This window comes from Bacillus sp. 3G2 (assembly GCF_044324725.1).
In the GTDB taxonomy this organism is placed as follows: domain Bacteria; phylum Bacillota; class Bacilli; order Bacillales; family Bacillaceae_G; genus Bacillus_A; species Bacillus_A mobilis.
The window spans coordinates 1,206,809-1,226,535 of the sequence record NZ_CP172246.1; the positions used below are offsets into that span (position 1 = coordinate 1,206,809).

Annotated in this window: 20 protein-coding genes; 10 read left to right on the forward strand and 10 right to left on the reverse strand. The window is 35.8% G+C overall.

The annotated features are described in order from the left end of the window. Positions 1-170: 170 nt before the first annotated feature. The gene (locus ACHZK0_RS06110; RefSeq protein WP_262742235.1) at positions 171-1,817 is read left to right on the forward strand and encodes a peptide ABC transporter substrate-binding protein; all 1,647 of its coding nucleotides are present in this window, start codon (positions 171-173) and stop codon (positions 1,815-1,817) included. 29 nt (positions 1,818-1,846) lie between these two features. On the opposite strand, the gene ACHZK0_RS06115 is transcribed toward ACHZK0_RS06110, so the two are convergent. Beyond that, positions 1,847-2,050 (reverse strand): hypothetical protein, encoded by a 204-nt coding sequence (locus ACHZK0_RS06115; RefSeq protein ID WP_000559978.1) that lies wholly within the window; start codon positions 2,048-2,050, stop codon positions 1,847-1,849. 592 nt (positions 2,051-2,642) lie between these two features. On the opposite strand from ACHZK0_RS06115, the gene spx reads away from it, so the two are divergent. Continuing rightward, positions 2,643-3,038, forward strand: a complete 396-nt coding sequence (gene spx / locus ACHZK0_RS06120) for a transcriptional regulator Spx (protein ID WP_000258267.1) — start codon at positions 2,643-2,645, stop codon at positions 3,036-3,038. Positions 3,039-3,087: 49 nt separating this feature from the next. Here spx and ACHZK0_RS06125 read toward each other — a convergent pair whose 3' ends face one another. Next, positions 3,088-3,762: a TerC family protein gene (locus tag ACHZK0_RS06125; protein ID WP_098596768.1), complete on the reverse strand. Its 675-nt coding sequence runs from the start codon at positions 3,760-3,762 to the stop codon at positions 3,088-3,090. A 340-nt stretch (positions 3,763-4,102) separates the two neighbouring features. Between ACHZK0_RS06125 and mecA the strand changes: the two genes are divergently transcribed. The 4 genes from mecA (at position 4,103) to pepF (ending at position 9,605) form a co-directional block, all read left to right on the forward strand. Then, entirely contained in the window at positions 4,103-4,786 is a 684-nt protein-coding gene (gene mecA / locus ACHZK0_RS06130) for an adaptor protein MecA (RefSeq protein WP_000350711.1), read from the forward strand. Between the two features lie 72 nt (positions 4,787-4,858). Beyond that, the gene (locus ACHZK0_RS06135) at positions 4,859-6,403 is read left to right on the forward strand and encodes a cardiolipin synthase (protein ID WP_000799208.1); all 1,545 of its coding nucleotides are present in this window, start codon (positions 4,859-4,861) and stop codon (positions 6,401-6,403) included. An 80-nt stretch (positions 6,404-6,483) separates the two neighbouring features. After that, on the forward strand, positions 6,484-7,728 hold the full coding sequence (locus ACHZK0_RS06140) for a competence protein CoiA (protein WP_262742232.1): 1,245 nt from the start codon (positions 6,484-6,486) through the stop codon (positions 7,726-7,728). Positions 7,729-7,778: 50 nt separating this feature from the next. After that, a complete protein-coding gene (gene pepF / locus ACHZK0_RS06145) occupies positions 7,779-9,605 on the forward strand; it encodes an oligoendopeptidase F (RefSeq protein ID WP_000003387.1) in 1,827 nt (608 codons plus the stop codon). A gap of 127 nt (positions 9,606-9,732) precedes the next feature. On the opposite strand, the gene ACHZK0_RS06150 is transcribed toward pepF, so the two are convergent. The 4 genes from ACHZK0_RS06150 to ACHZK0_RS06165 form a co-directional block, all read right to left on the reverse strand. Further along, positions 9,733-9,906, reverse strand: a complete 174-nt coding sequence (locus tag ACHZK0_RS06150) for a hypothetical protein (protein WP_046957017.1) — start codon at positions 9,904-9,906, stop codon at positions 9,733-9,735. A 230-nt stretch (positions 9,907-10,136) separates the two neighbouring features. Beyond that, positions 10,137-11,030 (reverse strand): ClpXP adapter SpxH family protein, encoded by an 894-nt coding sequence (locus ACHZK0_RS06155; RefSeq protein ID WP_395761335.1) that lies wholly within the window; start codon positions 11,028-11,030, stop codon positions 10,137-10,139. After that, positions 11,030-11,428, reverse strand: a complete 399-nt coding sequence (locus ACHZK0_RS06160; RefSeq protein WP_262742225.1) for a globin — start codon at positions 11,426-11,428, stop codon at positions 11,030-11,032. Before ACHZK0_RS06160 ends, ACHZK0_RS06155 begins: the two co-directional genes overlap by 1 nt. Before the next feature lie 180 nt (positions 11,429-11,608). After that, positions 11,609-12,187, reverse strand: a complete 579-nt coding sequence (locus ACHZK0_RS06165) for a CYTH domain-containing protein (protein ID WP_076535994.1) — start codon at positions 12,185-12,187, stop codon at positions 11,609-11,611. Between the two features lie 144 nt (positions 12,188-12,331). On the opposite strand from ACHZK0_RS06165, the gene ACHZK0_RS06170 reads away from it, so the two are divergent. Genes ACHZK0_RS06170 through ACHZK0_RS06185 form a run of 4 tightly spaced genes read left to right on the forward strand, consistent with a single transcriptional unit; the run spans position 12,332 to position 15,097 of the window. After that, on the forward strand, positions 12,332-12,703 hold the full coding sequence (locus ACHZK0_RS06170) for a hypothetical protein (protein WP_016088885.1): 372 nt from the start codon (positions 12,332-12,334) through the stop codon (positions 12,701-12,703). Between the two features lie 30 nt (positions 12,704-12,733). Continuing rightward, a complete protein-coding gene (locus ACHZK0_RS06175; protein ID WP_001081480.1) occupies positions 12,734-13,372 on the forward strand; it encodes a GTP pyrophosphokinase in 639 nt (212 codons plus the stop codon). Positions 13,373-13,390: 18 nt separating this feature from the next. Beyond that, positions 13,391-14,188, forward strand: a complete 798-nt coding sequence (locus ACHZK0_RS06180) for an NAD kinase (protein ID WP_000673186.1) — start codon at positions 13,391-13,393, stop codon at positions 14,186-14,188. 15 nt (positions 14,189-14,203) lie between these two features. Then, positions 14,204-15,097, forward strand: coding sequence for an RluA family pseudouridine synthase (locus ACHZK0_RS06185; RefSeq protein ID WP_270342805.1), 894 nt, complete (start codon positions 14,204-14,206; stop codon positions 15,095-15,097). Between the two features lie 49 nt (positions 15,098-15,146). Here the strand turns inward: ACHZK0_RS06185 and ACHZK0_RS06190 are convergent, their stop codons facing one another. The 4 genes from ACHZK0_RS06190 to ACHZK0_RS06205 form a co-directional block, all read right to left on the reverse strand. Beyond that, positions 15,147-16,535, reverse strand: coding sequence for a peptidase G2 autoproteolytic cleavage domain-containing protein (locus ACHZK0_RS06190; RefSeq protein ID WP_262742223.1), 1,389 nt, complete (start codon positions 16,533-16,535; stop codon positions 15,147-15,149). A 128-nt stretch (positions 16,536-16,663) separates the two neighbouring features. Next, positions 16,664-17,404, reverse strand: a complete 741-nt coding sequence (gene prpE, locus ACHZK0_RS06195; RefSeq protein WP_262742222.1) for a bis(5'-nucleosyl)-tetraphosphatase PrpE — start codon at positions 17,402-17,404, stop codon at positions 16,664-16,666. 74 nt (positions 17,405-17,478) lie between these two features. Further along, positions 17,479-18,639 (reverse strand): FtsW/RodA/SpoVE family cell cycle protein, encoded by a 1,161-nt coding sequence (locus ACHZK0_RS06200; protein ID WP_262742220.1) that lies wholly within the window; start codon positions 18,637-18,639, stop codon positions 17,479-17,481. 146 nt (positions 18,640-18,785) lie between these two features. Continuing rightward, positions 18,786-19,721, reverse strand: a complete 936-nt coding sequence (locus ACHZK0_RS06205) for a glycosyltransferase family 2 protein (RefSeq protein WP_395761336.1) — start codon at positions 19,719-19,721, stop codon at positions 18,786-18,788. Positions 19,722-19,727: the final 6 nt, after the last annotated feature.

Below are 19,727 nucleotides of genomic sequence, written 5' to 3' on the forward strand. Positions count from 1 at the left end.
ACAATATGAAACGTTTACAAAGGTTTATTTTTTAACAGAACATTTTAATAAAATAGAAATATAAATATACAAAAAATATATTTGTGTGTATAATATGAATTGTTAGAACATATATATATTTCTATTTGTTTGAAAATGAAAGGGCTAACATTTTTTTGGAGGGTGGAAGTATGAAAAAAAAGATACCAGTTTTTGTAGCGTCAACAGTAGCGATGAGCATGATGTTAGGGGCATGTAGCTACCAAAAAGATGAACCGCAAGCGAACGCAAAAGGGGATAGCGGGAAAAGCGGTGCGAAGCAAGTTATTAACTTAATTGAAACACAAGAAATTCCAACGATGGACCCAGCGTTATCAGCTGATGCAGTTTCTTCAAGAGTAATGACTAATACGATGGAAGGCTTATACAGTTTAGGGAAAGATGATAAGCTAGTTCCTGGTGTAGCGAAGGAATTCCAAAAGTCAGAAGACGGTAAAAAATATACATTTAAATTACGTGAAGACGCAAAATGGTCAAATGGTGAGCCTGTGACGGCGAAGGATTTCGTATACGCATGGCAAAGAGCGATTAACCCAGATACAGCTGCGAAATCAGCGTACATTATGTATGATATAAAAAATGCAGAGAAAATTAATAAAAAAGAGATGAGTCCAGATCAATTAGGCGTGAAAGCGATTGATGATCATACATTAGAAGTGGAATTAGACAATTCAATTCCATACCTTGTAGATTTAATGGTATATCCAATCTTCTATCCTGTGAATGAAAAGTTTGTGAAAGAGCAAGGTACGAAGTTTGGTTTGGAAGCGAATACAACACTTTATAACGGACCATTTACATTAAGTGATTGGCAACATGAACGTAGCTTTAAAATGACAAAGAGCGCGTCATATTGGGACAATAAAGAAGTGAAGATTGAGGAAGTAAACTTTAATATTGTAAAAGATACGTCTACGCCAATTAATTTATATGAAACAAACGCAGTCGATCGAGCGACGTTATTAGCAGAGTTCATCGATAAATATAAAGGAAAACCAGATTTTCAAACAGTAGAAGATACATCTGTGTTCTTCCTTCGTTTAAATCAAAAAGACCCAGCTTTAGCAAATAAAAATATTCGTAAAGCAATTTCACTTGCTTTTGAACGTAAGCCGTTCGTTGATACATTATTAAATAACGGTTCTAAGCCAGCAACAGGATTAATTCCTGATAACTTCATTAAAGGGCCAGATAAGAAAGACTTCCGTGCAGTAAATGGAGATATTGTAAAACCAAATGTGAAAGAAGCGAAGAAATATTGGGAAGCTGGTAAAAAAGAGCTTGGTAAAAATGAAATCGAATTAGAGTTATTAAATGAAGATGTTGAATTATCGAAGAAAACAGGTGAATATTTAAAAGGTGAATTAGAAAAGAATTTACCAGGTTTAACAGTGAAAATTAAACAACAGCCATTCGCGCAAAAACTAAAACTAGAAGATGCGGGCGATTATGTGATGTCATTCTCTGGATGGAGTGCAGACTTCCCAGATCCAGTTACATACCTTGATATGTTTGTGACGGACGGAGCGCAAAATAAAATGAAATACTCTAATCCGAAATACGATGAAATTATCATGAAAGCGAAGAAAGATGGAAGCGATGTAAATGCACGTTGGAAAAACTTACTAGAAGCAGAGAAAATGTTACTTGATGACGCTGCGATTGTTCCAGTATATCAACGTGGTAGAGCATATATACAAAGGGAATCAATTAAAAATATGTACAACCATAAATATGGCGGCGATTTAAGCTTTAAATGGGCGTCAGTAGAGAAATAAGAAAAAAGCAGGCTAACCGCCTGCTTTTTTTAATACGTACGTTTCTTATAAATACCTTTCCCGCCAACTTGATTCCAACCGGATTGCACATCCAAACTTTTATTAACAAACTTCATCTTTTCTTTTCCACCAAAGAGTTTTTCACCAATGCTATTTGTAATGACACCAATCAATGCTGTTATTCCGATGATGAGGGCAGCAACCGTGACAAAATCAATAAAAAAAGCAATCATTTGCAAATTCCCCCTTTGCCTGTCTGTATGTTTATTGTATGAGATAAAAGATAAAAAAGAAAGAAATGTCAGAAAAATTATTGATTTATTTTAGAAATCGTATAGACATGAAGGAGAATGTTTGTTAAAATAAGAACAAATGTTCCTTTTTATTCTCACTTGTATAGTCTTACATTTCTTAATTGATTTATCAAGAAAAGGTAAGAAAACGTTCTCTTTTTTATAGGAAAGATTCTGGAAGAATAACTATATACCATATGAATAATCTATGAAAAGCAAGTGTTAAGAGGGTTGGAGGTATTGTTAAGGTACAGATAAAGCGAGTGTGATTATGTTACATAGCAGTGGAATACACGGAAGAGTTTTCTCAATTAGAAGGAAATTTACTGTATATTTCTTGCAAAATCTATTGTATAATGATTATAGAAGTTACTTATTAAAAGTAATTGTTGTTTGCTAAAAGTTGTTGCTTACATGAAATGCGATTTTTGCACTTTGTTTTAAGACAAGGTATCGCAAAAAATTGCTGAAATTAGAAATTTAAACTGTAATTAGTACAGAATTTGTACTCTTTAAGGAGAGTGAGCTTTGTATGGTAACATTATATAGTTCTCCAAGCTGTACGTCTTGTAGAAAGGCGAAATTATGGCTAGAGGAAAATCATATTCCTTATACAGAACGTAATATTTTCTCAGATCCATTAACGATTGAGGAAATTAAAGAGATTTTACGTATGACAGAAAGCGGAACGGATGAGATTATTTCTACTCGTTCGAAAGTTTTCCAAGAATTAAATGTAAACTTAGAGTCTTTACCACTTCAAGATTTATATAAGATGATTCGTGACTATCCAGGGATTTTACGTCGTCCAATTATGATTGACGAGAAACGCCTTCAAGTAGGTTACAATGAAGACGAAATCCGCCGTTTCTTACCACGTACAGTAAGAACGTTCCAATTACGTGAAGCACAGCGTCTTGTAAATTAATTATAATAATATGAAAACCTTCTACTTATTATATAGTAGAAGGTTTTTTTTAATGTTTCACATTCCGTAATCGAACTCGTTGCACGATAATACCGATGCATAAAATGGTGAAAATAAATAAGTAAGGAATGCCTGCAGTGAAACTTGGGTTGTTATGAAAAAAGGTTGCAAGTCGGTCTTCATGTGTGACCATTTTTCCGGCTGTATAGGCGAGAATCGCTGCCCCGCAATAAATGAGAAATGGAAAGCGTTCCATAAGTATTAAAATAAGTTTGCTGCCCCAAATAATAATCGGGATAGAAATGAGTAAGCCGATTATTACGAGTAAAAATCTTCCGTGAGCTGCACCTGCAATGGCAATAACATTGTCAAATCCCATAACAAGGTCCGCGAATACAATTGTACGCACAGCTTGAAATAAAGTTGTTTTCCCCTGAATAGCAGAAAGATCGTTGCTATTATCAGTTAGTAAATTTACTGCAATTAATGTAAGTAAAACGCCTCCGATAAGTTGCAGAAATGGAATGTCGAGTAAATAGACAGCTAGTATAGTAAGGATAATTCTTAGTACGATTGCTAAAAGAGTACCAATCAAAATGGCTTTATTTCGTTTCGATTCAGGTAAATTTCGGCTAGCTAGTGCGATAACGATTGCATTGTCACCACCTAATACAACATCGATACCGACAATCATTAGTACAGATGTTAAAAACTCTAAGTCCATTCGTCTGCCTCCATTTATGATGTTTTAATAAGCGAACTATATGTATGTGGTGAAGAGAGAGTAAATCATCTTCTCTAATAAAAGTTTCACTTTATTACAGTGTACGGGGGAAGGTGGAAATGTATGTCCAAATTTTTTTTGAGTAAGAAATCGCTATAATGATATATTTGTGTAGACAATCGAATAAAGATAGGCATATAACTATTTTTGTAAAATAAATCGATTTTATTTCCATTCTGGAGAATCTTATCATAAAATGAGAGTACAAGAATCTATTGATTTGTCATATGAGTGGGGAATCCCTTCATAACAATTCCAAACAGGAAGGGAGAGTTGTATTTTGGATATTGAAAGAATTAATGACCATACGATGAAATTTTTTATTACGTACATTGATATAGAGGATAGAGGGTTTAATCGTGAAGAGATTTGGTACGATCGCGAACGAAGTGAAGAGCTCTTTTGGGAGATGATGGACGAAGCTCGTGATCATGACGATTTCTTTATTGATGGGCCGTTATGGATTCAAGTGCAAGCAGTCGATAAAGGGATTGAAGTACTTGTAACGAAAGCAGAGCTTTCAAAGGATGGACAAAAGTTAGAACTACCAATAGGTGTAGATAAAATCATAGACATTCCTCTAGATGAAGGCATTGAATCATTATTCCAGCAAGAATTAGTGGAAGAGGTAGAGGAGCAAGCAGGAACAAACTTTAACGAAGATGGTACGTTTGGTTTTTTAATTAAGTTTAATGATTTTGAAGATGTCATTTCATTAAGCCACCGTCTTATCTTTGAAGATATAAAAGATGAGCTGTATTCATTTGAGAACCGCTATTATGTATATGTGGAATTCGATGAAGTGCTACATGATGAAGAAGAAATCGATCGTATTTTAAGTATTGTTTTAGAGTACGGAGAAGAATCAACATTAACAATTCATCGTGTAAGTGAGTATGGGAAACAAATTGTGAAAGAGCATGCGCTTGAAACAATTCGCAATAATTTTCCTGCTAAAACGTAGGCCGATTTCTGTAGTATGAAATCGGCTTTTTATATGAAGAATAGGAAAGCTTTCTTAGTAAGGAGGTAAGAGATGAAAAATACGTTAAAGTTGATTTTCTTTGTTTTACTATTGTTCGCATTATTTGTTTCGTTACGTATGTTTATTGATGTAGCATTTTATTCGGATGTGATTGGGATAAAAGATGTGTCGATCCTAGGTATTATTAGTATTTTATTTACAGTATCTGCATTTTTAATTGGCTGCGTGATTTTCTTAGAGAACCGTCATCCGTCAAAAACACTTACATGGCTCATTGTGTTAGGTATTTTTCCGGTATTTGGATTCTTCGCTTATTTATTATTTGGACAGAACTTTCGGAGGAAGAGAATGTTCCAAAAGAAGGCGTTGCTCGATGAACAAGCGTTTTTACAATATAAGGGACATGAAGATTATGAAGAACGGATTTTGCGCAATCATAAGCATCAAGAGCTGTTATTTCGTTTAGCGGACCGTTTAGGCGCTTTAAATATTTCATTTCAAACTGAAACGAGAACATTAACAAATGGAGATGAAACGTTTCAGGCCATTTTAGATGGATTAAAACGAGCGAAACATCACATTCATATGGAATATTACATTGTGCGTGATGATAAGCTTGGAACAGAAATTAAAGATATTTTAATACAAAAATCAAAAGAAGGCGTAGTTGTTCGTTTTTTATATGATGCGGTTGGAAGTTTTAGATTATCGAATTCGTATATTGAAGAATTAAACGACGCAGGTGTTGAAATGATTCCGTTTTTCCCTGTGCGCTTTCCGATTTTAAACGATAAGATTAATTATCGAAATCACCGAAAAATCGTTATTATTGATGGGAATGAAGGTTTTGTAGGTGGATTAAATATTGGTGATGAATATTTAGGGAAGGATAAGTACTTCGGCTTTTGGCGAGACACGCATTTATATTTGCGTGGTGAAGCTGTTCAAAGCTTACAACTTATCTTCCTTCAAGATTGGTTTTATATGACTGGAGAGGCTGTGCTAGCCCCTGAATATTTACAAGCGAAAGCAGTTGAGGGGGATCATTGGGGAGGCGTGCAGCTCGTTGCAGGTGGACCGGATAATAAATGGGAAACAATTAAACATTTATATTTTGCCATGATTTCTTCTGCACGGAAATCTATTTGGATTGCGACGCCGTATTTTATTCCAGATGATGATATTTTATCCGCATTAAAGGTAGCTGCACTTGCTGGTATTGATGTTCGTTTATTAATGCCGAGTAAGCCTGATAAGCGCACCGTCTTTTACGCATCGAGATCGTACTTCCCAGAGCTTTTAGATGCAGGGGTAAAAATATATGAATATGAAAAAGGTTTTCTCCATAGTAAAGTTGTCATTGTCGATTCTGATTTAGCTTCAATTGGGACAGCTAATATGGATATGAGAAGTTTTCATTTGAACTTTGAAGTAAATGCCTTTTTATATGATACAGACAGCATTCGAAAACTCGTTCAAGATTTTAAAGAGGATATAGAAGAATCAAGTGAAATTCATGTCGATCGTTTTCATAAAAGGCGTCTTCATAGACGAATTGTTGAATCGACGTATCGATTATTATCACCTTTATTATAAAAAGAGATGTCCGAAATTGGGACATCTCTTTTTTAAAAGGAATTTGTAATAAATTGTAGAATATAAGGAGCTGAAAGGGTGTGATTCTGATGTTTATCGCTAAAAGAGAAAACGGAGAAAAAATTCATCTACTCTATCATCATGATGAAGGGCTTTTACATCGTATGCGTAAAAGGGAAAGCTTCTTTTGCATAGCTTGCGGGAAAGAAGTGCAAATGAAATTAGGGAAACAAAAAAGTTGGCATTTTGCTCATAAGAAAATGGACGGGTGTCTTGCCTTTTATGAAGCGGAATCTATGTATCATATGCACGGTAAAGAATTGTTATATAGGTGGTTCAAACGTCAAAACTTCCCTGTATATATAGAGCACTATCTTCCAGAGATTCAGCAACGACCAGATGTTTTTATAGAGAGAGCAGGGAGAACAATTGCGATTGAATACCAATGTGCAAATCTTTCTATAGAGCAGCTGTACAAACGAACATATTCGTATTGGCAAGCTGGTATACAGGTCATTTGGATCATTGGTGGAAATCAATTGAAAAAGCACTCTGCATATTGGATGAAATTCTCCTCACTTATGGCTTTCTCCTTACAGTCTTATCCTCAGCCATTTCTCATTTTTTTCTGTCCGAAACAAAAATTATTTATGAAATGCGCGTTTCTCACTTCATTTTCTACAAGCATCTCTTTCTCACATATTATATATTTACCATCTGAAACGACTACTTTTGAAATGCTCTTTTCTCCCGTCTTTTTCCGAAAAGAAACATTAGGTGAGGAATGGAAAAAGCGAAAGAGCTACTTTCGGAAAAATGCTTTACCGATTTGGAATTACAATCATAAGTCACTATTACGCCTCTTATATCAATGTAAATGTACCCCAGCGAATTTTCCTTCTGAAATTGGTGTGCCGCTCCCGTCCTCATTTGCTTTTCAAACAAATCCATTTATATGGCAAGCTTTTCTATATATGAAGTGTATAGGCGAGCTTGCGGTAGGCGATTATATTTCCCTTCAATATGTGTGTAGTTATGTGAAAAAGTATACGAAAAGGCGTATGCTCCCGTACTTTTCACAGCATATATGGAAAGTGGCAGTTACTGAATATATGGTATTTCTATGTTATGCAGGTGTATTGCAGAAAGTGGAGGATTATAAGTACCGGAAAAAAAGGGGTGTAGTCATACTGAAAACAGAGGAGGAAGTTATGAAATATGATGAAATTTGCTTAGCGTATGCCTTATCTTTATTTGAGGCAAAGTACAACATGAGAGAAGGAAAAGGGGATATAATAAAGACTGATCGTGAAGGAATTACATAAGAAAAATCGAATTGTATGTAAGTAGAGATATTTAAAGGAGGGCTTAAAGGATGTCTGAACAAAACACAGCAAAAACATTACCAGATCGCAAAGAAATTGAAGAATCAAGTACGTGGCGATTAGAAGATATTTTCCAAACAGATGCAGAATGGGAAAAAGAATTCCAAGCCATTAAAGAGCTATTACCGAAGTTAACTGAATTTAAAGGGAAACTTGGTGACTCTGCGAACAATTTACTTGAAGCATTGCAATATGAAGATGAAATTTCAATGCGATTAGGTAAGCTATATACATATGCACATATGCGTTACGATCAAGATACAACAAACTCTGTGTATCAAGCGTTAAATGACCGCGCGACAAATTTATATTCACAAGTATCTAGTAGCACAGCATATATTGTGCCTGAAATTTTATCGATTTCAGAAGATACACTGCAAACATTTTTGAAAGAAAATAGAGACTTAAGTGTATATGAACATGCATTAGAAGAAATTACGCGTCAACGCCCGCACGTATTATCTGAAGCGGAAGAGGCTCTATTAGCAGAAGCATCTGAAGTAATGAGTGCATCAAGTAATACATTTGGTATGTTGAATAATGCGGATTTGAAATTCCCATCTATTAAAGGTGAGGATGGAGAAGAAGTAGAAATTACACATGGTCGTTACATTCAATTTTTAGAAAGTGATGATCGTCGTGTGCGCGAAGATGCATTCAAAGCTGTATATGAAACGTACGGAAAATATAAGAATACATTTGCAAGTACGTTAAGCGGAGCTGTGAAACGTAATAATTTCAACGCCCGTGTTCGTAAATACGATTCTGCACGTCAAGCGGCATTAAGTAATAATAATATTCCTGAAGCTGTGTATGATCAACTTGTTGAATCTGTAAATGATAATTTACACTTGCTACATCGTTACATTGATATTCGTAAGCGTGCACTAGGGCTTGATGAGCTTCATATGTATGATTTATATACACCACTTGTACCAGAAGTGAAAATGAACGTGAAATATGAAGAAGCACAAGACATGTTATTAAAGTCTTTAAACGTACTTGGTGATGAGTATGTTGACATTTTAAAAGAAGCATATGAAAATCGCTGGGTAGATGTGTATGAGAATAAAGGAAAACGAAGCGGAGCATATTCATCTGGTGCATACGGAACAAATCCGTATATTTTAATGAACTGGCATGATAATGTAAATAATTTATATACACTTGCTCATGAGTTCGGTCATTCTGTGCATAGTTACTACACAAGAAAAACGCAGCCGCACGTATACGGTGATTATTCAATCTTCGTTGCAGAAGTAGCATCAACTTGTAATGAAGCGCTTCTAAACGATTATTTATTAAAAACGACAGAAGATAAGAAAGAGCGTCTATACTTATTAAATCATTATTTAGAAGGATTCCGTGGTACTGTATTCCGTCAAACGATGTTCGCAGAGTTTGAGCATATTATTCATAAGAAAGTACAAGAGGGACATGCGGTTACGCCAGACATGTTAACGGAGATCTACTATGATTTAAATAAGAAATATTTCGGTGATGCTTTAGTAATCGATGAAGAAATTGGTTTAGAGTGGTCTCGTATTCCGCACTTCTACTACAACTATTACGTATATCAATACGCAACAGGATTTAGTGCAGCAACAGCTTTATCTAAACAAATTTTAGAAGAAGGGCAACCAGCAGTAGAACGTTACATTAATGAGTTCTTAAAAGCAGGAAGCTCAGATTATCCAATTGAAGTGCTGAAAAAAGCTGGAGTAGATATGGCATCTCCAGAACCGGTAAAAGAAGCATTGCAAGTGTTTGAAGAGAAATTAAATGAATTAGAAGCATTATTATTTGAAGAGAAGTAAGAGAAAAGACGAGGAATTTACCTCGTCTTTTTTGTTTTAAATATATTTGTCGATATTTGTCGAAAAAATAAAGTGAATTTCCTTCTTTTTTCTAAATCAGAAGGCAGTTTTGTGATTTTTTTTGTAGTTAAAACCCTTTAAATCGTTTTTTATGGTTGAAATAAGAGAGGGCGATGACAATGACTCCAAATAAAAGAGGGAAGGCAATAATTTTAGGAAAAGCTTGTAGTAGAGAGAGGATGTACAAGAAAAAAGAAACGATGACAGCTAGTAAGATAAGTAAGATATATGTTTTTTTCATACAGAACACCTCCAAAATAGCTTTTTTATAGCTTATTCAGAAATGAAAACGTTTAGAATGTGACAAAAGTGTGAAATTCGACAAAAGGGGTTGTCATCTGACGTCGAATCTTGTAATATAATAAGCGTGAACGAATTCACATACAAACATATACCCCTTTGTTTGAACGTGAAAATTTCTCCCATCCCCTTTAATATTTTTATAAGCCGTAAAGAAAAAGACCTGGTGTTTTACACCAGGTCTTTTTCTTTTGCTATCCATTTCCAATAACGCTCACATTTTACGTCAATCATTTGTACTTTTCTTTTTAGTTGTAACTTTTTCAGTTCGCGCTCGATTTCTTGTTGCGAGCAGTCATATATAAATGCTACTTCTTTTGAAGATATAAATTGCGCTGCTTCTAATAACACTTCTAAAGGTGGTAATGGTTCTGGCTCGATTTCACATTTTACAAGTTCTTTCAATAATTGTACGTATACGTCGTAGGAATAAGTTCCAGCGATTTTAATACCTTCTTCATCTGAATTCGCATGAAAAAATACGAGAGAAGGTATTTCTGTAATGTGCATCTCATTTGTGAATTTTAAGTCACATTGGAAAGCTTTTTTTGCGCTAGTGGAATGTAGGTCTTTTTTAAATTCTGCTACATCAATACCGCTATCTCTTGCACATGCAAGTAATAATTCGCAGTCAGGGTTTGATACATTTTCAAGGAAAATGTATTCTTGGAGTTTTCGCAAAAACTTCGAACCTGCTTTTCGGCCCTGCAACTCCGCTGCCTTAATTGCCATCGAAACTAAATAGGGTGTTGACGATGCCTCTTGCATATGTACCTTTCCATCACATGAAAAACCTTGTAAACTTGTTGTCTTTTCCCACACAAATCGAATATTAGCAGGTTTATTCCATTTGTGTGAGGAAGCGTTCGTTCCGTCCACTTTTCCTGTTACGATATGACGAATAGAGAAGTATTTCCCGTATTCAAGCCATAGTTTAATAATAAAGGGCTCAATTTCCCAGCAATCTTTACAAAGTGGATCAATAAATAAATATGCTTCTACAGACTTATGCTCACATGCGGAAGGAGATGGCATATTGATATGCTTTGCTTCCTGCTTATCCATTACACTTCACCTGTTTCGTTTGGAGTATTAACCATATGCTGAGCAGTTAATGCTAAACGTTCAAAAACGAACTCTCTTATATGACCGTGCACTCCTGTGTCATCCATTGCTTGCTCCATACATAATAGCCAAGCCTCTGCTCGTTTTGGAGTAATCTCAAACGGAAGATGGCGTGCTCTTAACATAGGATGACCATGTTCTTCAGTGTACAAATTAGGACCACCTAAATATTGCGTTAAAAATTGTTTTTGCTTCCTAGCGGTTTCTGTTAAATCATCCGGGAAGATGGGAGATAGGTCAGGGTGTTTACTGACATAGGAATAAAATGTATCTACTAATATTGCAATGCATTGTTCACCGCCAATTGCTTCAAATGGTGTCATCGGTTGCTTGCTCATCCTTTATAAACTCCTTTTTCCATGAAATGTATATCTATTGTAGCAATGGAATGTTCCAGAGGGCAAATAAATAGCCTTCATAACGTTCTTTGCTTATTCTACAGATGTAAAAGAATCTTTTACTGTTAAAAAGTGAGATATATCCACTAGTAGAACGTATTCACTAGTGGAATTTTCACTTTAGCGTGCTTTGTTTTGTTTGGCAAGGAAAAAGCGTTTTACTTTATTATTTGTATGACGGATTGGTATGTCGTGCTGCTTTAATAAATGAATAAATGCAGCTTTGCCTGTTTCCTCATCTTGCACTTCAAATTCAATTTCATAATCATCGTGATTGTAATAGAAACTATGATCAAAGACAAGTGTTCCGCCTTCAAATAACGTTTCTGCTCTTTCAGTTGTTAAACTACCCATATAAGTTAAAGCGGAAACAGGAATTTGTAATTTGTGTAGTTGATCCATTACAGCCCCTGGAATGATTACGTTTGTTTCCATCATCATTCTTGCTTCGTCTTCTGTTACGACTTGATGCGTTTCCAACAAGCCGACTTCTGCAGGTTGTTTCAATGTTAATGTATAAGTTTCCCCTTTATGACGAATACGAAGTGCAGAGCCAGCTTCTTTTAATGAGAAGCCTGGTGTTTCAAAGTAGTGATTCACCTGTTTCGTAAATACCTCAATAGAGAATGATTTACATAATGTATCGAATTCTTCTTCTGTAACAATATTTTTAAATTCAATTTCAATTTCTTGTGTCATTGTATGCGCTCCTTTTGAAAAATAATTCTTTACACATTATCGCTTTTTCACAAATTTGGTTCAATGTTTTATTTGTTTGCGTCCATGTTATGATACAATAATACTGTTAAGTAAGACAGGAAGTTGAGATGGAGGAGTTAGAGCATGCAAAATAAAATTCAAGTTAAGAGCGTAGAAAAGAGAGAGAATGCTCTTATTTTTTGTGCGGAAAATAATGAAATAGAGGTAAAGGAGTTAAGTGCGCGTAATCACGTACTTGTAGACTCAGACAATTTATCATTTTTATATATCTTAGAAAACGAATCATCTTTCATTTATGTAAGTATTCCGCACACATGCTGGGAAGCAATGCATGAAGCGATGAATAAAGATATGGCAATGTTCGTTCGTGTGAATGACGTTGAAATGGAATTAGAAAGTTTAAAAGAAGAAGTAGAATATTTAGTTGAAAATATTGAAGGTAATGCAAATTACGGTGAAGAACTAGTAACTGCTGTAGAAAAAGTATTTCTATAAGCAAATGGATTGATTTTGGTGGTGGTTGAAATGAATCGAAATTGGGAAGAATTTTTAGCACCTTACCATCAAGCGGTGGCAGAGCTGAAAGTGAAACTAAAAGGAATGCGTACTCAATTTGCAATGTTAACAGAGCATTCTCCAATTGAGTTTGTAACAGGAAGGGTAAAATCGGTTGCAAGTATTATTGATAAAGCGGAGAAGAGAAATGTACCGCTAGACCGGTTAAGAGAAGATATGCAAGACATCGCGGGCCTTCGTATGATGTGTCAATTTGTTGATGAAATTAAGCCTGTTGTAGAATATCTTCGAAAACGAAATGACTTTGAAATTGTGGAAGAACGTGATTATGTCACGCAAAAGAAAGATAGCGGTTATCGTTCTTATCACGTTGTCATTAGTTACCCAGTTCAAACGATTCAGGGAGAAAAAAAAGTATTGGTAGAAATCCAAATACGCACGTTAGCAATGAATTTTTGGGCAACAATTGAGCATTCTTTAAATTATAAATATAGTGGACGTTTTCCTGAAGATATTAAAATACGCTTGCAACGCGCAGCGGAAGCCGCGTTTTTATTAGATGAAGAGATGTCTTCTATTCGTCTTGAGATTCAAGAAGCGCAGAAAGCTTTTTCAAGAAAACAAGAAACGAAAGATTCCGAATCATAAACTAAAGGGTGTTGGGCGATGAAATTTACAATTATGTCAAAGGGAGATCAATCATCAGATACATTGGCAGGTACGATGAAAGAGTACTTGCTAGATTTTGGATTTATAATGGATGAAAAGGAACCCGATATTGTAATTTCTGTTGGGGGAGATGGAACGCTTTTATATGCGTTTCATCGTTATTATAATCGATTGGATGAAACAGCATTTGTTGGTGTACATACAGGGCATTTAGGTTTCTATGCAGATTGGTTACCGACAGAAGTAGAGAAATTAGTAATTGCAATTGCTAAAACACCATTCCAAGTGGTGGAATATCCACTTTTAGAAGTGATTATTCGCTATGTGAATGGGAGTAAAGAGTCACAGTATTTGGCGATGAATGAAGCAACTGTTAAAAGTGCGGAAGGTACATTAGTAACAGAAGTGGAAATACGCGGAGAGTACTTTGAAACGTTCCGCGGGGATGGTCTTTGTATTTCTACTCCTTCTGGAAGTACTGCGTATAATAAGGCGCTTGGCGGAGCGATTATTCACCCTTCTATTGAAGCGATTCAAATTGCAGAAATGGCATCTATTAATAATCGTGTGTTTCGTACGGTAGGTTCGCCGCTCGTACTGCCGAAGCATCATACATGTGTGTTGAAGCCGGCTGCAGGAATGAACTTACAAATTACGGTGGACCATTTAACGATGGTTCATCAAGATGTGAAATCAATCCAGTATCGCGTTGCAAACGAGAAAGTACGATTTGTCCGTTTCCGTCCATTCCCGTTCTGGAAACGAGTTCGTGACTCGTTTGTTGCAGATAAATAGAAAGGGTTTATATATTTGAACAGATTTACATTGAAATGGGATATAGAATCGGCTGAAGAGGGAACTTTAGTTAGAGAATTTTTAAAAACAAAAGGGATTTCTAAAGCCGCATTAACGGATATAAAATTTCACGGCGGAGCTATTGAAGTAAATGATCAACATGCGAGCGTTCGTCATCAGTTGCAAGCTGGTGAAGAATTACGTGTCTTTTTTCCAGTAGAGGAAAGAAGTGAAGGGATGATTGCAGAAGATATCCCTTTGTGTATTGTATATGAAGATAATGCGGTTCTCATCATAAACAAAGAGGCGAACATGTCAACGATTCCGTCTAGAGAACATCCGGCAGGGAGTGTTGCAAATGCGCTCTTATCTCATTATGATAAGCAGCATCTTGCAAGTACAGTGCACATCGTAACAAGGTTAGATCGTGATACTTCAGGGCTTATGCTCATTGCAAAAAATCGTTTCGTGCATCATCTTTTATCGAAACAGCATCAACAAAAAGCTGTGAAAAGAACATATGAAGCAATCGTTCATGGTGAGATGATCGAAAGAGAAGGAACAATTGACGCACCGATTGGACGAAAATCGGATAGCATTATTGAGCGAATAGTTTGTGAAGATGGGCAAAGAGCAGTTACTCATTTTAGAGTGATGGATAGCGCTAATCATAAGACGCATGTATCACTTGAGCTTGAAACAGGAAGAACGCATCAAATTCGTGTACATATGGCTCATATAGGACATCCGTTACTTGGCGATACTTTATATGGTGGGAAAAGGGATGAAATGAAACGACAAGCACTTCACAGTACATCATTGACGTTTTATCATCCTGTTTTAGAGAAGGAAATGTCTTTCACTACAACGATTCCAAGCGATATGCAGGAGGTAGTAAGGCATACTTAAAAAGGGAACAAAATTCTTATGTAATGAAGAATTTTGTTCCCTTTTTTTCTTAGCGGAATAATATTAAAATTTGATTTTCACCCGTGCGCTTTATAACGAAAAATCCACTTTCGGATTTTGTTGCAATGCCATCGTTATTTGGACGACAATATCCATGCGTTTCGCAAGTTCCGTCATCGCGTACTAGCATTTGTCCAATTAATCCGACAGGAAGCCACTCGGCACGATCTTTTCTTGCTATATATTTGCAAGCTGGATCCCATTCTGTATTTAAAAGAGGTTGTATGTCTTGCGATTCCGCACATACATATTGACGTTTTCCAAAGCTATCTGTTTTGTAGCGTTTCTGCCAACTTAAAGCACCGCTATTTCCTATAAGTGCCGGGGTTGCGCTAGATATTCCTAAAATGAATGCATCGTTTGAAGTAGCGATCCGAATTTTTTCTTCGCTACTAAATGTAACGAAATAACCTACATCAATAAGATTATTGTCTGCTGTTTCAAACATTTGTGCAAAATCAGTTCCACTTGCATTGTAAGAAGCGCCATCAATATACATTTCCCCATTATGAGCAAGCCACTTTGCACCGATATGATGATCGGTTTCATTTGTACCGTTAGCAATAAACCAAGAATAAGATTCTTCTGCTGTGCCGAAGCGCCCCATAATATGGCTACCTGCAAAATGAGCCGTTGATGTATGATTACCTTCCGCATGAGAAGAGAATCCGTTAGCGATAGTCGCAGTTCCTTCTGCATGTGCTGCTTCGCCTAAAGCGATTGTATGTTTACCTTCCGCATGAGAATAAGATCCGCCTGCTGTCGTTTCACTTCCTTCACTATGGGAACTATGTCCAGTTGCTTTCGTTTTTGATCCTTCTGCATGAGAGAAAGAAGCTTTTGCGTGTGTAAGAAGTCCTTCTGCATGTGAAGCTGCCCCCTCTGCATGAGAGTGAAGCCCCTCTGCATATGCATACCGCCCACCTTTTTTTACTTTTGTATTTTCAGGTGTAGGGGTTTGAATTATGATCGTTTTTTCCGTTTGTATATCATTGGATGGTGCTAATGCTTCTTTTATTTTCTTCACTTGATTGATAATAGCAGCTGGAATTTCTACTTCTGTTTTTTTATTTATTGCTACAGGTATATTTTCTTCTATATTTTTCTCTGTTTGCTCAGAGGGCACAATCTGTTCATTATGAGTAGAGAGAGGTTTATTTTTTTGTTGCATCTTTGTTTTTCTATTATCAATTATACGGCTCATTACAGCATTTTCTAAAGAGACATATTTTGGTCTAGCTTTGTTTTTGGGGGATGCCTCTTGTCCTTCCAGTTCTTCTAAAGCTGCAGCTCGGATGCTGCACCAGTTGTTAATTCCGTACATGGGCAGATAAAAAGGCGGGCATTTTCTTTTTTGTTTAGAAGATTTTTTCTTCATTCTGTCACCTCCTGCGACAGTATATGCCGTGTAATGAAAAAAAGATGCACTTTATTGCATCTTTTTTTCATTACTTTACCTAGTTTTTATAGGAGAGCGGCCTAAATGATATGGTAATCTCTCGTAAGTTATGAAATTGGGCGAAACTTCTCTGGGACAAAAGGTAGGGAGGAAGGAACGGAAACAGTCTCCATTTCGGGATAACGTAATCCAGTTAAACTCCCGCCAAATACAGCACCAGTGTCAATATTAATTGTATGATTTACAAAGCGAGGTTCTTTTACAGGTGTATGTCCATATATAATCCAAGCTTGTCCTTTATATTCCTTCGCCCAGTCGCGACGGACAGGAGAGCCGTCAGCATGTTTTTCACCTGTAATATCGCCATATAATACAAAGGTTTGTACTTTTTTATCTTGTTTTCCTATGTAATCTTGCCGAATTCCGGCGTGACATACAATTAACCTTTTTTCATCGAGTATGTGATATAAAGGGGATTGCTCATAAAGTGTGATGAATTTTTCCTTTATAATATTCTGTTTATGAGAAGGCAGTGCTTCATATTCGGCAACTGTTGTTTCGAGTCCATGAGCGATTGATACGTTACGCCCGAGGAAAAAGCGGTATAGTTTATTACAGTGATTTCCCGGAGCGTAATAAGCTACTTTTTTATTTATGACAAGTTCCCATACAATTTCAATCATACGTAATGAATGAGGACCGCGATCTGTAATATCACCAACAAATGCAAGCTTACGTTGATCAGGGTGAATCGGCAGGTCACTATTCCACTTATATCCGAGTTTCATTGTTAAATCTTGAAACTCTTGGAAGCATCCATGAATATCCCCTATAATGTCATATTTCATATTTAAACCTCCATCATATTTTCCATTAGTATATCTAAAAAAGGATAGAGATAAAAATATACCGTTTTTTTACTTCATTTAAACATAAAGATTTTCGTCCTTGAGCGAACGTTTAAAACAAATCCAATCGCTATCATGTATGTGAGTAAGGAACTTCCTCCGTAGCTCATAAGGGGTAGTGTGATTCCTGTAATAGGTAGTAATCCGATGGTCATCCCGATATTTTGAAATACTTGAAAAGTAAACATTCCGATTGTACCAGCGCAAATGTAACTACCAAAAGGGTCATTACTTTCTAAAGCGATATGAATCATGCGGAAAATAAGTAGGAAAAAAAGTGCAATAATGACACTTGCGCCTAAAAAGCCGAATTGTTCAGCGACATTAGTGAAAATAAAATCTGTATGTGGTTCTGGAAAGTATACTTGTCCATTTTCCCAACCTTTTCCTTGCATTTCTCCTGATCCAGTAGCTAAGAAAGCTTGTCTTAATTGATAGCCTTGCGCATCATATTTGTATGGAGCTAACCAGCCGTAAAAGCGATTTAGTTGATATTCTTGTAAAATGTGTGCTTTAAAGAATGTTGTATGAGTAAAAAAAATATAAGTTAATGTAACGCCAGCTGCAGAAATGCCAGAAACTAATCCGAAAATAAAACGCCAACGTATACCAGAAACCAATATCATTGCTGCGAGCATAGCTGAAATTACCATCGTGTTTCCTAAATCAGGTTCCTTTGCAATAAGTAGCAGAGGTGGCAAACTTGTTGCACATATTTTTCCGAGTAATAAAAAATCGTCGTGTATTGTTCGGGAAAAATATTTCTCATTGTGATTTGCTATAATTCGTCCGGTGACGAGAATTAAAAACAATTTCATAATTTCAGAAGGCTGGAAATTTCCGATGCCTGGGAGCCTGTACCAAGCGGTCGCACCTTTAATTGTGACGGCACCTGGTACTTGAAGTTCTAGTCCAATGAGTAGTACCAATGCAAAGGTATATAAATACCAAGCAATTTTTTGATAACGATCGAAATCAATAATCATAATGACACCAATGGCTATAAATCCAATGAAGTACCATTGGATTTGCTTTAATACAAAATTTACGCTTTGCAAAAATGGTGGTAAAGAAGCTTGTGCACTTGCAATTGCAAAGCAACTAACAGTCCCAATGGCAAATAAGATGAATAGTAAAACGTAGTCTATTTGATATTGAGAATTTGGGTCTTTCAATGTATGTATTCCTTTCTATCGCCTAGTAAGTGTATGAATCATGTCATGATAAAAATAATATACAAGCAGACTATGCATACATTTATTCCACTATTTGTGGGAAGTCATACATCACAAAGAAGGAATAGCTCCTTCCTTGTGATGGACTATATGGCACGGAGTTCTTTTGTAATTATATTTAAACAATAGGAAAGACGTGCATGTGTATTTATATCTGGAATGAGGTTCGGAAATAGATTGTAATATTTGAACGCATTTTTATACCATCCATAAGCTCTTATCAAACCCTTTTTATAATGTTTAGGGTCTTGTAAGAAACCATACTTTTTTGAGGTTAAAACGAGATGAGAAAAATCTTCACAGCCTTCAAGGAATTTGTGACGTACTTGCTGTCCAGAATGAACGCGGAAGGAACTTAAAGGCTCAGTGATATACATGGCATCACCTTTTGAAAGTAAATGGATCCAAGAGGCCATATCAACACTACAACCATATTTTCTACCATTTAAAGTGCCGAAAGGCTCTGTTAATAGACTTTTTCTAAAGAGTACGATTGTAGGTTCGCCGATAATATTTTGTCCCGCTAAAAACATATGGTTTCCAAAATCTTTCCCATTTAGTAGTGTATCTTCACCATATAATTTTTTCATGGAGGGATGTTGTTCAATTATATCTCCATTATCATTAATCCAAGTGCGATAGGATGTGATAAGTGCAAGATTTTTATTTAAGTCTTGTTGGAAATGAAACATCATTTTTTCAATTTTATTATTATAAAATATATCATCGTCCATTAAGAAATTTATGTACTCTCCATTTGACTGTGCTAAGAGCATAAGGGAGTTATGAAATTGTCCTAAAGTAGAGGTATTTCGAATATACGTTATATGTTTATACTTATGTAAATAATGTCTGTATATTAATTTTTCTGTTTCATTATTTGTACTATCGTCTCCTACAATAATTTCAATATTGGGATACGTTTGTGCTAATGCACTTTCTAGAGCAATTTTAAAATAATGTGGTCGATTATAGGTAGGAATCAGGATGGAAACGAGAGGTGAATTTTTTATATTTTCCATATACAA

Excerpts from the sequence above, each read along its gene's own strand:
- ACHZK0_RS06115 (WP_000559978.1), bottom strand. The coding sequence starts at position 2,050 with ATGATTGCTTTTTTTATTGATTTTGTCACGGTTGCTGCCCTCATCATC.
- ACHZK0_RS06155 (WP_395761335.1), bottom strand. The coding sequence starts at position 11,030 with ATGGATAAGCAGGAAGCAAAGCATATCAATATGCCATCTCCTTCCGCA.
- ACHZK0_RS06170 (WP_016088885.1), top strand. The coding sequence starts at position 12,332 with ATGCAAAATAAAATTCAAGTTAAGAGCGTAGAAAAGAGAGAGAATGCT.
- ACHZK0_RS06150 (WP_046957017.1), bottom strand. The coding sequence starts at position 9,906 with ATGAAAAAAACATATATCTTACTTATCTTACTAGCTGTCATCGTTTCT.
- ACHZK0_RS06180 (WP_000673186.1), top strand. The coding sequence starts at position 13,391 with ATGAAATTTACAATTATGTCAAAGGGAGATCAATCATCAGATACATTG.
- ACHZK0_RS06110 (WP_262742235.1), top strand. The coding sequence starts at position 171 with ATGAAAAAAAAGATACCAGTTTTTGTAGCGTCAACAGTAGCGATGAGC.
- ACHZK0_RS06165 (WP_076535994.1), bottom strand. The coding sequence starts at position 12,187 with ATGACACAAGAAATTGAAATTGAATTTAAAAATATTGTTACAGAAGAA.
- ACHZK0_RS06175 (WP_001081480.1), top strand. The coding sequence starts at position 12,734 with ATGAATCGAAATTGGGAAGAATTTTTAGCACCTTACCATCAAGCGGTG.
- pepF (WP_000003387.1), top strand. The coding sequence starts at position 7,779 with ATGTCTGAACAAAACACAGCAAAAACATTACCAGATCGCAAAGAAATT.
- prpE (WP_262742222.1), bottom strand. The coding sequence starts at position 17,404 with ATGAAATATGACATTATAGGGGATATTCATGGATGCTTCCAAGAGTTT.
- ACHZK0_RS06205 (WP_395761336.1), bottom strand. The coding sequence starts at position 19,721 with ATGGAAAATATAAAAAATTCACCTCTCGTTTCCATCCTGATTCCTACC.
- ACHZK0_RS06190 (WP_262742223.1), bottom strand. The coding sequence starts at position 16,535 with ATGAAGAAAAAATCTTCTAAACAAAAAAGAAAATGCCCGCCTTTTTAT.
- ACHZK0_RS06125 (WP_098596768.1), bottom strand. The coding sequence starts at position 3,762 with ATGGACTTAGAGTTTTTAACATCTGTACTAATGATTGTCGGTATCGAT.
- ACHZK0_RS06135 (WP_000799208.1), top strand. The coding sequence starts at position 4,859 with ATGAAAAATACGTTAAAGTTGATTTTCTTTGTTTTACTATTGTTCGCA.
- spx (WP_000258267.1), top strand. The coding sequence starts at position 2,643 with ATGGTAACATTATATAGTTCTCCAAGCTGTACGTCTTGTAGAAAGGCG.
- ACHZK0_RS06160 (WP_262742225.1), bottom strand. The coding sequence starts at position 11,428 with ATGAGCAAGCAACCGATGACACCATTTGAAGCAATTGGCGGTGAACAA.